Origin of the sequence: Streptomyces sp. NPDC096136, assembly GCF_044763325.1 — a bacterium.
Lineage (GTDB): Bacteria > Actinomycetota > Actinomycetes > Streptomycetales > Streptomycetaceae > Streptomyces.
Map to the genome: position 1 here is coordinate 185,271 of NZ_JBIWFZ010000009.1, position 14,832 is coordinate 200,102.

Annotated in this window: 12 protein-coding genes; 5 read left to right on the forward strand and 7 right to left on the reverse strand. The window is 73.4% G+C overall.

The annotated features are described in order from the left end of the window. The first annotated feature begins 133 nt into the window (after positions 1-133). From ppdK to ACIRBY_RS20665, 3 genes are all read left to right on the forward strand, one after another. On the forward strand, positions 134-2,842 hold the full coding sequence (gene ppdK, locus ACIRBY_RS20655) for a pyruvate, phosphate dikinase (protein WP_403902233.1): 2,709 nt from the start codon (positions 134-136) through the stop codon (positions 2,840-2,842). Positions 2,843-3,297: 455 nt separating this feature from the next. After that, the gene (locus ACIRBY_RS20660) at positions 3,298-4,326 is read left to right on the forward strand and encodes a helix-turn-helix domain-containing protein (protein ID WP_052291211.1); all 1,029 of its coding nucleotides are present in this window, start codon (positions 3,298-3,300) and stop codon (positions 4,324-4,326) included. Positions 4,327-4,532: 206 nt separating this feature from the next. Then, positions 4,533-4,940, forward strand: coding sequence for a VOC family protein (locus tag ACIRBY_RS20665; RefSeq protein WP_403902234.1), 408 nt, complete (start codon positions 4,533-4,535; stop codon positions 4,938-4,940). A gap of 9 nt (positions 4,941-4,949) precedes the next feature. On the opposite strand, the gene nirD is transcribed toward ACIRBY_RS20665, so the two are convergent. The 3 genes from nirD to ACIRBY_RS20680 are packed head-to-tail and all read right to left on the reverse strand — an operon-like array spanning position 4,950 to position 9,065. Further along, a complete protein-coding gene (gene nirD / locus ACIRBY_RS20670) occupies positions 4,950-5,282 on the reverse strand; it encodes a nitrite reductase small subunit NirD (protein ID WP_366453091.1) in 333 nt (110 codons plus the stop codon). Further along, positions 5,279-7,804, reverse strand: coding sequence for a nitrite reductase large subunit NirB (nirB, locus tag ACIRBY_RS20675; RefSeq protein ID WP_403902235.1), 2,526 nt, complete (start codon positions 7,802-7,804; stop codon positions 5,279-5,281). Before nirB ends, nirD begins: the two co-directional genes overlap by 4 nt. 1 nt (position 7,805) lies before the next feature. Next, positions 7,806-9,065, reverse strand: a complete 1,260-nt coding sequence (locus ACIRBY_RS20680; RefSeq protein WP_403902236.1) for an NAD(P)/FAD-dependent oxidoreductase — start codon at positions 9,063-9,065, stop codon at positions 7,806-7,808. Between the two features lie 195 nt (positions 9,066-9,260). Here ACIRBY_RS20680 and ACIRBY_RS20685 point away from each other — a divergent pair, with 195 nt between their 5' ends. Continuing rightward, complete coding sequence (locus ACIRBY_RS20685; protein ID WP_403902238.1) at positions 9,261-10,037, forward strand: sulfite exporter TauE/SafE family protein; 777 nt, start codon at positions 9,261-9,263, stop codon at positions 10,035-10,037. Positions 10,038-10,076: 39 nt separating this feature from the next. Here ACIRBY_RS20685 and ACIRBY_RS20690 read toward each other — a convergent pair whose 3' ends face one another. The 3 genes from ACIRBY_RS20690 to ACIRBY_RS20700 form a co-directional block, all read right to left on the reverse strand. Next, positions 10,077-10,682 (reverse strand): GNAT family N-acetyltransferase, encoded by a 606-nt coding sequence (locus ACIRBY_RS20690; RefSeq protein ID WP_403902239.1) that lies wholly within the window; start codon positions 10,680-10,682, stop codon positions 10,077-10,079. A 43-nt stretch (positions 10,683-10,725) separates the two neighbouring features. After that, entirely contained in the window at positions 10,726-11,484 is a 759-nt protein-coding gene (locus tag ACIRBY_RS20695) for a class F sortase (protein ID WP_403902241.1), read from the reverse strand. A gap of 131 nt (positions 11,485-11,615) precedes the next feature. Continuing rightward, the gene (locus tag ACIRBY_RS20700) at positions 11,616-12,158 is read right to left on the reverse strand and encodes a hypothetical protein (RefSeq protein WP_403902242.1); all 543 of its coding nucleotides are present in this window, start codon (positions 12,156-12,158) and stop codon (positions 11,616-11,618) included. 314 nt (positions 12,159-12,472) lie between these two features. Here ACIRBY_RS20700 and ACIRBY_RS20705 point away from each other — a divergent pair, with 314 nt between their 5' ends. After that, entirely contained in the window at positions 12,473-12,913 is a 441-nt protein-coding gene (locus ACIRBY_RS20705; RefSeq protein ID WP_403902243.1) for a gamma-glutamylcyclotransferase family protein, read from the forward strand. 1 nt (position 12,914) lies between these two features. Here the strand turns inward: ACIRBY_RS20705 and dnaG are convergent, their stop codons facing one another. Continuing rightward, the gene (gene dnaG / locus ACIRBY_RS20710) at positions 12,915-14,825 is read right to left on the reverse strand and encodes a DNA primase (RefSeq protein WP_403902245.1); all 1,911 of its coding nucleotides are present in this window, start codon (positions 14,823-14,825) and stop codon (positions 12,915-12,917) included. Positions 14,826-14,832: the final 7 nt, after the last annotated feature.

The window sequence follows — 14,832 nt, forward strand, 5'->3', positions numbered from 1 at the left end:
GTTACTTTCGATACGGTGGCGCACGGGTGGTTACGGCCTCATGACCGCCAAGTGGACGTACCGATAAGCCTTCGATCTGGGTATGTTCCTGGCCGTCAGGGCAGCCACCCGAGTCCTCGAGGAGTCGAGACCCGTGTCGGAAAACAAAGATCAGAAGTTCGTCTACGACTTCACCGAGGGCAACCGGGACCTCAAGGACCTCCTCGGCGGCAAGGGGGCCAACCTCGCCGAGATGACCAACCTCGGTCTCCCGGTCCCCCCCGGCTTCACCATCACCACCGAGGCCTGCAAGGTCTACCTCGAGAGCGGCACGGCCCCGGCCGAGCTGCGCGACGAGGTCAGCGCGCACCTCGCCGCCCTCGAAGCGAAGATGGGCAAGAAGCTCGGCCAGTCGGACGACCCGCTCCTGGTCTCCGTGCGATCCGGCGCCAAGTTCTCCATGCCCGGCATGATGGACACGGTCCTCAACATCGGCCTCTCCGACGAGTCCGTGGTCGGCCTCGCCGCCCAGGCCGACAACGAGCGCTTCGCGTGGGACTCGTACCGCCGCCTCATCCAGATGTTCGGCAAGACCGTCCTCGGCGTCGAGGGCGAGCTCTTCGAGGACGCCCTCGACGCGGCCAAGGCCGCCAAGAAGGTCACCGTCGACACCGACCTCGACGCCGCCGACCTCAAGAAGCTGGTCAAGGCCTTCAAGAAGATCGTCGCGAAGGAGGCCGGCCGCGAGTTCCCGCAGGACGCCCGCGAGCAGCTCGACCTCGCCGTCGAGGCCGTCTTCAACTCCTGGAACACCGACCGCGCCAAGCTCTACCGCCGCCAGGAGCGCATCCCCGGCGACCTGGGCACCGCCGTCAACGTCTGCTCCATGGTCTTCGGCAACCTCGGCCCCGACTCGGGCACCGGCGTCGCCTTCACCCGCGACCCCGCCAGCGGCCACGCCGGCGTCTACGGCGACTACCTGCAGAACGCCCAGGGCGAGGACGTCGTCGCGGGCATCCGCAACACCGTGCCGCTCGCGGACCTGGAGGCCATCGACAAGGCCTCGTACGACCAGCTCATGGCGATCATGACGAAGCTGGAGACCCACTACAAGGATCTCTGCGACATCGAGTTCACCATCGAGCGCGGCCAGCTGTGGATGCTCCAGACCCGCGTCGGCAAGCGCACCGCCGGCGCCGCCTTCCGCATCGCCACCCAGCTCGTGGACCAGGGCCTGATCTCCGAGGCCGAGGCCCTCCAGCGCGTCACCGGCCACCAGCTGGCCCAGCTGATGTTCCCGCGCTTCGACGAGTCCGCCCAGACCACCCTCCTGGGCCGCGGCATCGCCGCCTCCCCGGGTGCGGCGGTCGGCAAGGCCGTCTTCGACTCCTACACGGCCGTCAAGTGGTCCCGCTCCGGCGAGAAGGTCATCCTGATCCGCCGCGAGACCAACCCCGACGACCTCGACGGCATGATCGCCTCCGAGGGCATCCTGACCTCGCGCGGCGGCAAGACCTCGCACGCCGCCGTCGTCGCCCGCGGCATGGGCAAGACCTGCGTCTGCGGCGCCGAGGACCTCGACGTCGACACCAAGCGCCGCCGGATGACGGTCGGCGGGCAGGTCATCGAAGAGGGCGACGTCGTCTCCATCGACGGCTCCACCGGCAAGGTCTACCTCGGCGAGGTACCCGTCGTACCGTCCCCGGTCGTCGAGTACTTCGAGGGCCGCATGCACGCCGGCGCCGACGACGCCGACGAGCTGGTCGGCGCCGTGCACCGGATCATGGCCTACGCCGACCGCGTCCGCCGCCTGCGGGTGCGCGCCAACGCCGACAACGCCGAGGACGCGCTGCGCGCCCGCCGCTTCGGAGCCCAGGGCATCGGCCTGTGCCGCACCGAGCACATGTTCCTCGGCGAGCGCCGCGAGATGGTCGAGCGCCTGATCCTCGCGGACACCGACTCCGAGCGCGAGGAGGCACTCAGTGCCCTCCTGCCGCTGCAGAAGAAGGACTTCGTCGAGCTGTTCGAGGCGATGGACGGCCTGCCCGTCACCGTCCGCCTCCTGGACCCGCCGCTGCACGAGTTCCTGCCCGACATCACCGAGCTGTCGGTGCGCGTCGCCCTCGCCGAGTCCCGCCAGGACGCCAACGAGAACGACCTGCGCCTGCTCCAGGCCGTGCACAAGCTGCACGAGCAGAACCCGATGCTGGGTCTGCGCGGCGTCCGCCTCGGCCTGGTCATCCCCGGCCTGTTCGCCATGCAGGTCCGGGCGATCGCCGAGGCAGCCGCCGAGCGCAAGAACGCCAAGGGCGACCCGCGGGCCGAGATCATGGTCCCGCTCGTCGGCACCGTCCAGGAGCTGGAGATCGTCCGCGAGGAGGCCGACGCGATCATCGCCGAGGTCGAGGCCGCCACCGGCACCAGCCTCAAGCTCAGCGTCGGCACGATGATCGAGCTGCCGCGCGCCGCGCTGACCGCCGCCCAGATCGCCGAGGCCGCGCAGTTCTTCTCCTTCGGCACGAACGACCTGACCCAGACGGTGTGGGGCTTCTCCCGCGACGACGTCGAGGCCAGCTTCTTCACCGCCTACCTGGAGAAGGGCATCTTCGGGGTCTCGCCCTTCGAGACCATCGACAAGGACGGCGTCGGCTCCCTCGTGCGCCACGCGGTCCAGCAGGGCCGGGCCACCCGCCCCGACCTCAAGCTCGGCGTCTGCGGCGAGCACGGCGGCGACCCCGAGTCGGTGCACTTCTTCCACGAGGTCGGCCTCGACTACGTCTCCTGCTCGCCGTTCCGGATCCCGGTGGCGCGCCTGGAGGCCGGCCGGGCCGCCGCCGAGGCCAAGGGCTCCGACAGCCGCTGAGCCCGGCCCCCCCCCGACAGCGCCCGCCCCCGGTTCCCTGACTGCCGGGGGCGGGCGCTTCCAACTATTCGGAAGCCGCCGGGAAGCCGCCCGGAAGCCCCGTGATGCCCCGGGAAGCCCCGTGCGCCTCACCCGGACCGGGTTTCGCGAATATTCAACGAAGTCATTACGGCGCCAGGCGGCGGACGGATCCCCACCCGTCCGCCGCCTGCCGCCTATCCGCCAGGCACGTCGGCGCTTCCCGGTGCGACCGACCGCCAGGCCCCGCAAAGCCCCCCACGGCCTTCACGGAGCGTTTCGGTCGCGCCGGAGTGTGCCTGGCGGAGTACAGGATTTCGCTTGTCACGCCCCTGCCGAAAGGGGTTTCAACTGTGGCCGAAAGGGCGTGGTGACCACGTGTGACGGCATGCATACTCGTGGGGCGGGGGGATTGCGGTTGCACAGGTGGGGGTTCGGTGCTGCGTATCCATTTCACTGGAGTGGACCTGGCACGCGTACGGATGGCAGGGCGTCCCGATGCGTTGTGGGAAACGATTCTTAGTTTTCATCGCTTAAGAGACCGGCGTGACGCCCGGCTGTTCGGCGAATGGCGTACGGAAGCCCGGAGCCGGTTGAATGGTGAAACAAGGCTGCTGAGCGCGCTGATACCGGCTCGCGGCTATTTCCCCGATTTCCTGACCCCGTCCGAGGGGCAGTACGGGTGGGACGTCGGCCTCGACGCCCTGCGCGGCCTCCACGCGGACCGGCTGCGCCACGAACTGTCCCTGGTGGGCGCGGGCGCCGCCGCGGGCTTCGGCGCGGCCTTCGGGACCCCGCCGCCGACCCGGCTGCGGGAGTTCATGGACGGCGGCACCAAGCACCTGCCCCGGCTGCTGGGCGAGCTGCGCGGCTACCACCGGGCGGCCGTGGAACCGTACTGGACCCACATCCAGGCCCAGATCGAGGCGGAGCGGGCCGCCCGCGGCCGCGCCCTCCTCGACGGGGGCGCCGACGAGCTGCTGGCCTCGCTGCCGCCGATGCTGCGCTGGCGGGCCCCGGTGCTCGAATGCGAGTACCCGGTGGACCGGGACGTACGGCTGCGGGGGCGCGGCCTGCTGCTCCAGCCGTCCTTCTTCTGCCGGCGCACCGCGGTGACCCTCCACGACCCGGAGCTGCCGCCCGTGCTGGTCTATCCGGCGGCCGCCCAGCTGGCCTCCGCCGGAGCCGGCGGGGAGGCCGCGCGGCCGGCCGAGGAACAGCGCCAGCGCACCCTGGGCAAGCTGGTGGGCCACACCCGCTCGGTGGTGCTGCGGGCCATCGGCGACGGGGCCACCACCAGCGAACTCGCCCGCCGGGCCGGGGTCTCCCTGGCCTCGGCGAGCCAGCACGCCTGCGTGATGCGCGAGGCGGGCCTGGTGACCACCCTGCGCCACGGCAACGCCGTCCTGCACACGGTGACCCCGCTGGGCGCGGCCCTCCTCAAGGGCGGCGCGGTGGTCTCCTGAAGGATCGGTTCACCAGGGCGGCGGCCCCTCCGGCCGCCGCCCTGGAACCGGCACTGACCTGCGGTTTCCTGGCCCGTCGAAAAAAGTCGAAGAAAATCCCGCGCGGGGCGATGAGTTCCCGCGCCGGCCCCGGTCTACCTCTCGACAGCAACGAACGGAGCACGCGCGCCGCGCGCCGCGCCCCACCAGAGAGAAGAGACACCGGGATGCCCTCCACCATGATCTTCGTCAACCTGCCCGTCAGCGACCTGGAGGCCACGAAGGCGTTCTGGGGCAAGCTCGGCTACTCCTTCAACGCCCAGTTCACCGACGAGAACTGCGCCTCCATGCCCATCACCGACAGCATCGTCGCGATGTTCCTGACCGAGGCCCGCTACAAGGACTTCACCCACAAGGCCATCGCGGACGCCCGCACCACCTCCGAGGTGCTGCTCTGCCTGAGCGCCGAGAGCCGCGCCGCGGTCGACGAGCTGGTCGACGGGGCCCTGGCGGCCGGCGCCACCGAGCCCCGCCCCGCCCAGGACCACGGCGTCATGTACGGCCGGGCCTTCGACGACCTCGACGGCCACACCTGGGAGATCATGTGGATGGACCCGGCCGTCGTCCAGGGCTGACCCTCCGCCCTACGAGGTCGCGGCGGTCCGCACCGGGTACGTCCGGACCGCCACCTCCTCGTCGTCCAGGCAGCGCCCCGACTCCAGGTCGAAGCGCTGCTTCAGCAGCGGCGAGGCCACGAACGCCCGGCCCGCCGCCCACCCCACCAGCCCGCGCGACAGCACCTGCGCGCCGGTGAAGGGGTCCTGGTTGCCGATCGCGTACGGGCGCCCGGTGCGGTCGACGAACACCGCGGCCTGGGACCCGTCCGGGAGCAGGGCCGCGACCCCGCGGCCCGGGGTGAGCGAGGACAGCTCGCACACCGTCAGCCAGCCCTCGGCCACGCGCAGTTCGACGGTCATCGGACAGGACCTCCTATGGTCAGGACGGCCAGGTCGGGCTTGACCTGGTCACGCTCGGGGACGAACCTCACGGTCGGATCGGGGGCGCCGGGCGCGTTCACGAAGGACACGAACCGCCGCAGCCGGTCCGGGTCCCGGAGCGTCTCGGCCCATTCGTCGCGGTAGTGCGCCACGTGCTCGGCCATCAGCGACTCCAGCTCCGCGCACAGCCCGAGCGAGTCGTGCACCACCACGTCCCGCAGGTGGTCCAGGCCCCCCTCCAGCCGCTCCAGCCAGGTGGAGGTCCGCTCCAGCCGGTCGGCGGTGCGGATGTAGAACATGAGGAAGCGGTCGATGAGCCGCACCAGTTCGGCGTCCGACAGGTCCTGCGCGAGCAGGTCCGCGTGGCGCGGGACGGCGCCGCCGTTGCCGCCGACGTAGAGGTTCCAGCCGTTGGCCGTGGCGATGACCCCGAAGTCCTTGCTCTGCGCCTCCGCGCACTCGCGGGTGCAGCCGGACACCGCCGACTTCAGCTTGTGCGGGGCGCGCAGGCCCCGGTAGCGCAGCTCCAGGTCGATGGCCATCCGCACGCTGTCCTGGACCCCGTAGCGGCACCAGGTCTGCCCCACGCAGGACTTCACCGTCCGCAGGGCCTTGCCGTACGCGTGCCCTGACTCGAAGCCGGCGTCGACCAGCCGGGCCCAGATCCCCGGCAGCTGCTCCACGCGCGCCCCGAACAGGTCGATGCGCTGGCCGCCGGTGATCTTCGTGTAGAGGCCGAAGTCGCGGGCCACCTCGCCGATCACGATCAGCTTCTCGGGGGTGATCTCGCCCCCCGGGATGCGCGGGACGACCGAGTACGAGCCGTTGCGCTGGAGGTTCGCCAGGAAGTGGTCGTTGGTGTCCTGGAGGGCGGCCTGCTCCCCGTCGAGGACGTAGCCGCTGGCGCCCACGGCGGGGGCGAGGGAGGCGATGACCGAGCCGACGGCGGGCTTGCAGACCTCGCAGCCCTCGCCGCCCCGGGCCTCCGGCCGGCCGTGCCCGTCGAGGAGCTCCCGGAACGACGCGAGGCGCCGCGTGCGGACGATCTCGTACAGCTCCGCCCGGGTGTACGCGAAGCAGCCGCACAGCCCCGGGTCGGCGGCGGGCGGCAGCAGCTGCCCGATCACCTTGAGGCAGCCGCCGCAGCCGGTCCCGGCCTTGGTGCACTTCTTGACCTCGGGCAGGGTCGAGCAGGCGGTGATGGCCTTCTTGGTGACGTTGTGGCAGGAGCAGATCACCGCGGTGTCGGGCAGCGCGGACGGGCCGAGCTGTGCGGCGGGGCCGAGTCCGGCGGGCAGCACCAGCTGCTCGGGGGCGACGGGCGGGACGCTGCCGGTCAGCGGGCGCAGCAGCCCGTAGGCGTCGGCGTCGCCGACCAGCACCCCGCCGAGCAGGACCCCCTCGCAGGACATGACGAGCTTCTTGTAGATCCCGGAGCGGGAGTCGGACCAGACGACGTCCAGGCTGCCCTCGGCGGCGCCGTGCGCGTCGCCGAAGGAGGCCACGTCCACGCCGAGCAGCTTGAGCTTGGTGGACAGGTCGGCCCCGGTGAACTCCCGTTCGCGGCCCAGCAGGTCCTCGGCGGCGGTCTCCGCCATCTCGTAGCCGGGCGCGACCAGGCCGTAGACGCGGCCGTCGACGGCCTGCGCGCACTCGCCGATCGCGTACACGCGCGGGTCGGAGGTGCGGCAGCGGGCGTCGACGGAGATCCCGCCGCGCTCGCCGACGGCCAGGCCGCAGTCACGGCCGAGCTGGTCGCGGGGGCGGACCCCGGCGGAGAAGACGACGAGCTCGGTGTCGACCGTGGACCCGTCGGACAGGCTCATCCCGGTGACGGAGCCGTCCGCGCCGGTCAGCACCGCCTGGGTGCCGACGCCGGTGTGCACGGTCAGGCCCATGCCCTCGATGGTGCGCAGCAGGGCCGCGCCGCCGCCCTCGTCCACCTGGACGGGCATCAGCCGGGGCGCGAACTCCACGATGCGGGTGGCGAGCCCGAGGCCCTGGAGGGCGCCGGCGGCCTCCAGCCCGAGGAGCCCGCCGCCGACCACGGCGCCGTTGGACCGGGTCTTCGCGTACTCCTCGATCGCGAGGAGGTCCTCGATGGTGCGGTACACGAAGCAGCCCGGGGCGTCCTTGCCGGGGACGGGCGGGACGAAGGGGTGGCTGCCGGTCGCCAGGACGAGGACGTCGTACGGGAAGACGCGCCCGGAGCGCGAGGTGACGGTGCGGGCCTCGCGGTCGACGGCCTCGGCGGGGTCGTCCAGGTGCAGCTCGATGCCGTGCTCCTCCATGAAGCCGGCCGGGGTGAGGGAGAGCTCCTCGGGGCTGCTGCCGGAGAAGTACGAGGTGAGGTGCACCCGGTCGTAGGCGGGCCGGGGCTCCTCGCAGAGCACGGTGACGCGGTGCGTGGCGGTGGCCCCGCGTTCGGCGAGCGCCTCCAGGTAGCGCTGGCCGACCATGCCGTGCCCGATGAGCACGATCGCGGGCAGGGGCTCGGTCATGTCAGTGGCCTCCGTCGTCGGTGAGCAGGTGGAACATGTCGTGCGGTGCGTCCAGGGACTCGTCGCCCTCCCAGGTGCGGGCCAGGGCCCCCACGGTGGAGAGCTCGCCGAGGAGGACCCCGCCGACGAGCCGGTCGCCGCGCAGGACGACCTTGCGGTAGGTGCGGCGGGTGGCGTCGGCGAGGCGGACCACGTCGTCGCCGGGCAGCGGGGTGGGGTCGCCGAAGGCGGCGAGGTCGAGGGGGCGGTCGGCGCCGCCCAGGGTGAGCCGGGTCAGGGTGCGGGTGCCGGTGTAGTCGGTGGGGGAGCCGGAGAGGGTGGCGGCGAGGGCGTCGGCCTGCTCCAGGGCGGGCCCGGCCAGGCCGTAGAGCCGGCCGGCGTGCTCGGCGCAGTCGCCGATGGCGTGGACGCACGGGTCGGCGGTGCGCAGCCGGTCGTCGACCACGACGCCCTTGCGGACCTCCAGCCCGGCGGCCTGGGCCAGTCCGGTGCGGGGGCGCACGCCGCAGGCGAGGACGACGAGGTCGGCGTCGAGCCGGTAGCCGTCGGCGAGCTCGGCCCCGGTGACCCTGCGGTGGGCCCGGCCGGGCCGGGAAGGGGCTGCGTGCGGCGGCGCACCGGTCGTGGCCAGGCCCCTGACGCGGCACTCGGTGTGGATCTCCACGCCGAGGGCGGTCAGGTGGGCGTGCAGCAGCGCCGAGGCGTCGGCGTCGAGCTGCCGCTCCATCAGTCGTTCGGCCTGCTGGGCGAGGACCACCTGGGCGCCCCGGGCGGCCAGCGCCCGGGCCGCGGAGACGCCGAGGAGCCCGCCGCCGATCACCACCGCGCGCACGCCCGGACGGACGGCCGCGCCCAGGGCGAGGCAGTCGTCCATGGTGCGGAACGCGTGCACCCCCTCGGGGAGTTCCCCGCCGCCGGGCGGGAACAGCCCGCGCAGCGGCGGCAGGACCGGGTTCGAGCCGGTGGCCAGCACGAGGGCGTCGTACTCCGGGGCCGTGCCGTCGTCGCAGTGCACCCGCCGCGCGGCGCGGTCGATCCGCACCGCCCGCACCCCGCGCCGCAGCACCGGGCCCGGGTCCGGGAGCGCGGCCACGTCGGGGGCGTACCGGCCGGCCAGCACCTCCGCCAGCAGGACCCGGTTGTAGGGGGCGCGGGACTCCTCGCCGAGGACGGTCACCGCGGCGGCCGGTCCCAGCCGAGCGGCGAGCCGCAGGCCCGCCAGGCCGCCGCCGATCACCACCACACGCTGCTGAGAGGTCATGGAACGAGCGTGCGGGGCGGCTGTTTCCCCGTGGCATCGCTCCTGTTACCCGGACGGAACGCCGGCCTCAGCGCCCGCGGCGGCGGCCGGTGAGGCTTTCGCCCGCCGCCGGGCGCGGGCCGTGAACCTCAAGCTTCGCGCAACTTTCCGGGGATCGATGGGACATGCACGGATCCGCTCCCTAGGGTCGGGTCCGTGCCTGACATATCAACGACCATGATCATCGTGCTGTGCACGGCCGCCGCGGCGGCCGGCTGGATCGACGCGGTGGTGGGCGGCGGCGGACTGCTGCTCCTGCCCGCCCTGCTGCTCGGCCTGCCGCACGCCCAACCCGGCTACGTCCTGGGGACCAACAAGGCGGTGGCCATCGTCGGCACGGCCGGAGCGGCCGTCACCTACGCGCGCAAGACCCCCGTGGACGTGAAGCTCGCCGTCCGGATCGGCCTGGCCGCGCTGGCCGGCTCGATCGGCGGGGCCGCACTCGCCGGCGGGATCGGCAAGGACACCATGCGGCCGCTGATCATGGGCGTGCTGGTGGTGGTCGCCGCCGTGGTGATCTTCAAGCCGGGCTTCGGCGCCGCCCCCTCCGCCTCGCCGGTCTCCCGGAAGCGGGTGCTGCTCACCATCGCCCTCGCCGGCCTGGGCATCGGCTTCTACGACGGCCTCGTCGGACCCGGCACCGGAACGTTCCTGGTACTGGCCCTCACCGCCCTGCTCCACCTCGACCTGGTCGCCGCCTCCGCCACCGCGAAGATCGTCAACTGCTGCACCAACGCGGGCGCGCTCGCGATGTTCGCCTACCAGGGGACGGTCTTCTGGCAGCTGGCCGCGCTGATGGCCGTGTTCAACCTGGCCGGCGGCATGGTCGGGGCGCGGATGGCCCTCAAGAAGGGCAGCGGCTTCGTCCGGGGCGTGCTGCTGACGGTCGTCGGCGCGCTGGTGGTCAAGCTCGGCCTGGAGCAGTGGGGCTGAGCGGGTGCGGGACCCGTGGGCCCCGCACCCGCCGAGGGGTCAGGCGCGCGGGGCCCGGCGCATCACCCACAGGGTCGGCCCGCCGCCGGGCAGCTGCGCCTCGCCGAGCACCGTGAAGCCGAAGTGCTCGTAGAAGGGCAGGTTGGACTCCTTGGAGGACTCCAGGTAGACGGGCAGGCCCGCCGCGTCGGCCCGGGCCAGGCCGGAGCGCAGCAGCGCGGCCCCGTGCCCCTGGCCCTGGCCCGCCGGGTCGGCTCCGACCACGGCCAGGTACCAGTGCTCCTCCGGCGGTGCGTGCTCGGCGGCCGCCTCGACGGCCTCGCGGAACAGCGGGGCCGTGTCGCCGAGGATGTCCGTCAGCTCCGCGATGGTCTCCGCGTCCGGAACGGCCTTGGCCTGCGCCTCCGGCGCCACCCAGAAGGAAGCGGCCAGGTCGGTGCGCTCGCAGAAGCCGTGACGGCCGTACTGCCGGGTGAAGATCGTCGAGAAGTAGCGGGTCAGGCCTTCCTCGCGGGTGGTCTCGTCGGGGAAGAACCAGCACATCATCGGGTCGTCGGCGAAGGCGCGGGCCAGGGTCCGGCCGAGGTCCGCGGCGTCGTCGATCGTGGCTGCTCTGGGCGTGTTCGTTTTCGACATAAGGGTCATTCTGCAAGTTGATGATCTTGGTCCGGAAGGCGGGGTGCCCGGTTCAGTAGGTCCCGGTGAGGTGTGCGAAGACGACCACGTTGCCCTGGTAGCCGGTGCGCGGCGAGAAGCCCCCGCCGCAGGTGATCACCCGCAGCTCGGCGCGCGGCGAGGGGCCGTACACGCGCCGGTCGGGGAAGGACTTCGCGTCGTATACCGCGACCGCGTGGACCGTGAACACCGCCGTGCGCCCGTCCGCGCGGGCGACCTCGATGACGGCCCCCCGGTGCAGCGCCCCCAGGTGGTAGAAGACCGCCGGGCCGCTCGCGTTGTCCACGTGGCCCGCGATCACGGCGGTGCCGGTCGCGCCCGGGGCGGTCCCGTCGCGGTACCAGCCCGCGAGGTCGCCCCGGGCGGGCGGCGGCACTTCGAGGCTGCCGTCGCGCTCCAGGCCGAGCCCGGTGAGCGGGGCGTCCACGCGGATGGCCGGGATCCGGATCCGGGTCGGGGGAGAGCCGGGGAGCGGGTCGATGCTCCCGGGGTAGACGGCCTGCGCACTCAGGGCGTCGGCGGGGGAGGGGAGCGGCGGCCGGACGGTCTCGTTCGACCCGGTGGTGATGAGCCACACGCCGACGCAGACGGCCACCGCGACCAGGCCGGCCCGCCCGCGCCGGGCCGCCGGACCGGGGCGCGCCCCGTGGCCGGCACTGTCCCGCCCGCGGCCGTCATCCGCGCCCCCGCCGGACCCGGGCCGGCGGCCGCGGGCGCGCGCGGCCTCCCGGATGTCACGGATGCCCCGGAAGCCCGGGAAGCCGCCGGCCATGCGTCGTACCCCCTTGCCTCGCCGTGGACAGGAGTGGCCGTCGCCCGGCCCCGCGAACGGGGGGACCTCGCGGGGCGGGCGACGGGGGGCGGTACCGGTCGGACCGCGGCCGCAGCCGCGGTGGGCGCCCGTCAGCTCCGCGTGCCGCTCGCCCGGCGACGCAGGAGCCAGGTACCGCCGACGGCGGCCGCGGCCAGCACTGCCGCTCCCGCCGCGATCTTGGCCGGGTCCGTGGTGGTGGACGTGCCACCGCCCACCCCGGTGCGCACGTGGCCCTGGGGGCCGTGCGCGGTGACGACCAGGTCGCCGGTGGCGAACTTGCCGTCGGCGCAGGTGGCGCCGATGCCGTAGGTGCCGGGCCGCAGGTCGCGGGCGACCTGGAACTGGCCCGCCACCACCTCCTTGTGGGTGCCCGGCGTCAGCTTGAAGCGGCCCCCGCCCACGGTGGTGGCGTCGCCCTCCGCATGCCCGCCCGGGCCGCAGGCCTTGGTGTTCACGGTGACGGTGGTGCCCGGCAGCGCGGACTTCGGCCAGACCTCCAGCACGGCGAAGTCCCCCGGCGCGAAGGGCGGCATGCCGAGGTCCGCGGCGGCCACCGCTCCCGCGACCGGGCCCGCGAAGGCGGCGGCGGTCAGTGCGGCGGCGGTCAGCGCGTGGGCGGTCCTGCGGCGCATGGGTCACTCCAGGGGACACGGGGTCGTGTTCCGAGGAAAACCGGGCCGCCCGGCGGCCGCCTGCTGACCCCTCGTCAGATATCGCCCCGGCCGCCCTCCGCGATGCCGTCCGGGCACGTCAGGGGCCCTGCGCGGCCATCCGTGCGCCCCCACCCCGTCCGGGTGAAGCGTCGGTGCGCACCCACACCGGCACGGGGGCCCGGCGATCGTGCGGCAGCGGTGCGTACGGTGGGGGTGCACGGGAAAGGGGGGCCTTCGGGCCCGGCCCGCGCAGGTCCGGTGGAGTCGGAGCCGGTGTATCGGAGGAGGGGCTCGTGGCATCGGTCGAACAGCCGGGATCCGGCGGCGTCCTGCCGTTCTTCGTGTACGGGACGCTGCGGCCCGGGGAGGTCAACCACGACCTGTTCCTGCGCGGCCGCACCGCGGCCGAGGAGCCGGCCCGGCTGCCGGGCGCCGTGCTGTACGAGGGCCCGGGGTACCCGTACGCGGTGGAGCGGGCCGGCTCGGTGATAGCCGGGGAACTGGTCACCCCGGCCGCGGACGCGTACGGGGAGCTGCTGGACGCACTGGACCTGCTGGAGGAGTACGCCGGGCCGGACCGCCCCGGGAACGTCTACGACCGGGTGGCGCGGGACGCCGTCCGGCCCGACGGGAGCCGGGTGCGGGCCTGGGTGTACCTGGCGGCCGCGCCGCTGGCCCGCCGGCTCGCCCGGTCGGGGACCGAGATACCGGGCGGGGACTGGCTGCGGCGGTAGGTCACAGTCCTTCCGCGCCGCGGTTGCGCAGGCGCTGGCCGTACTGCTGGAGGACCCACAGCTCCTGCTGGACCGCCGCGTGCTGCTCCGGCGGGGCCTGGGGGCCGAGGCGGGCCATCTGGCCCTGGATCTCGTGGACCCGCCGGTCCACGGCGCGCAGGCGGACCTGCACCAGCTGGACCCCCGCGTAGACCTCGTCCACCGTCTTGGCGTGGATGGCCTCCACCGCCAGCTCCGTCACCAGCGCGCGCACGGTGTCGTTCGGGGCGGCCTCGCGCACCCGCGCCAGGTAGTCCTCGGTGCCCTGGGCGGCTCCGCCCGCGTCCTGGATGGCCTGGCGGACCTGCGCGTACGGCGGGGCGGTGAACTCGTCGGCCCCGTACGCGTCGAACGCCGGGGAGACCAGGGCCGGCCGCTGGAGCGCCAGCTTGAGGAGCTCCCGCTCCGTGCGGTGCGCCGGGCTGCGCAGGTTCAGGGCGGGACCGCTCGGCTGCGCCGCGGCGGGCGCGGCCGGGGCCTCCTCGTAGCGGCGGCCGGACTGCTGCGGCTGCCGCGGCGCCGACTGCTGGCCGCGCTCGCGCGCCCAGCGGGCCTGCTGCGCGACGCGCTTGACCACGAACTGCTCGTCGCGGATGCCCAGCATGCCCGCCAGCTGCACCGCCGACTCGTGCTGGATCGCGATGTTCTTGATCCCGGCGACGACGGGAGCGGCCTCGTCCAGGGCGGCCGCGCGCCCGGCCGGGTTCTCCAGGTTGTGCCGGGACACGATGTGCCGCAGTGCGAACTCGAACAGCGGGGTGCGGGACTCCACCAGCCCGGAGACGGCCGTGTCGCCCTGCGCGAGCCGCAGGTCGCAGGGGTCCATCCCGCCCGGGGTGATCGCGATCGAGGTCTCCGCCGCGAACTTCTGGTCGTCCTCGAAGGCGCGCAGCGCGGCCTTCTGCCCGGCCGCGTCGCCGTCGAAGGTGAAGATCACCTCGGCGGTGGCGTTGTCCATCAGCAGCCGGCGCAGGATCTTGATGTGCTCCCCGCCGAAGGCGGTGCCGCAGGTGGCGATGGCGGTGGTGACCCCGGCCAGGTGGCAGGCCATCACGTCGGTGTAGCCCTCGACGACCACGGCCCGGGAGGTCTTCGCGATCTCCTTCTTGGCCAGGTCGATGCCGTACAGCACCTGGGACTTCTTGTAGATCGGCGTCTCGGGGGTGTTCAGGTACTTGGGGCCGTTGTCGTCCTCGCGCAGCTTGCGCGCGCCGAAGCCGACCACCTCGCCGCTGATGTCCCGGATCGGCCACATCAGCCGGCCGCGGAAGCGGTCGATGGGCTTGCCGCTGCGGCTGTCCTGGGCCAGCCCGGAGAGGATCAGCTCCTTGTCGCTGAAGCCCCGCCCGCGCAGGAACCGGGTCAGGTGGTCCCACCCCGCCGGGCTGTAGCCCACGCCGAAGTGCCCGGCCGCCGCCTGGTCGAAGCCGCGCTCCGCCAGGAAGCGGCGGGCGATCTCGGCCTCGGCGCCGCCGAGCTGGTCCACGTAGAACTGGGCGGCGGCCTTGTGCGCCTCGACCAGGCGGATCCGCTCCCCGCGGCCGCTGGTGCCGGCGGTGTAGCCGCCCTCCTCGTAGCGCAGGGTGATGCCGGCCTGGCCGGCCAGCCGCTCGACCGCCTCCGAGAAGGAGAGGTGGTCGATCTTCATGATGAAGTCGAGGGTGTCCCCGCCGGCCTGGCAGCCGAAGCAGTGGTAGAGCCCCTTGCTCGGGCTGACCTGGAAGGACGGGGACTTCTCGTCGTGGAAGGGGCACAGGCCCTTGAGGTTGCCGCCGCCGGCGTTGCGCAGCTGGAGGTACTCCGAGACCACGGCGTCGATCGGGACCGCGTCCCGTACCGCCTTCACGTCGTCGTCGTTGATCCGTCCTGCCACCCGAGAA

Excerpts from the sequence above, each read along its gene's own strand:
- ACIRBY_RS20665 (WP_403902234.1), top strand. The coding sequence starts at position 4,533 with ATGCCCTCCACCATGATCTTCGTCAACCTGCCCGTCAGCGACCTGGAG.
- ACIRBY_RS20690 (WP_403902239.1), bottom strand. The coding sequence starts at position 10,682 with ATGACCCTTATGTCGAAAACGAACACGCCCAGAGCAGCCACGATCGAC.
- nirD (WP_366453091.1), bottom strand. The coding sequence starts at position 5,282 with ATGACCGTCGAACTGCGCGTGGCCGAGGGCTGGCTGACGGTGTGCGAG.
- ACIRBY_RS20695 (WP_403902241.1), bottom strand. The coding sequence starts at position 11,484 with ATGGCCGGCGGCTTCCCGGGCTTCCGGGGCATCCGTGACATCCGGGAG.
- ACIRBY_RS20700 (WP_403902242.1), bottom strand. The coding sequence starts at position 12,158 with ATGCGCCGCAGGACCGCCCACGCGCTGACCGCCGCCGCACTGACCGCC.
- nirB (WP_403902235.1), bottom strand. The coding sequence starts at position 7,804 with ATGACCGAGCCCCTGCCCGCGATCGTGCTCATCGGGCACGGCATGGTC.
- ACIRBY_RS20680 (WP_403902236.1), bottom strand. The coding sequence starts at position 9,065 with ATGACCTCTCAGCAGCGTGTGGTGGTGATCGGCGGCGGCCTGGCGGGC.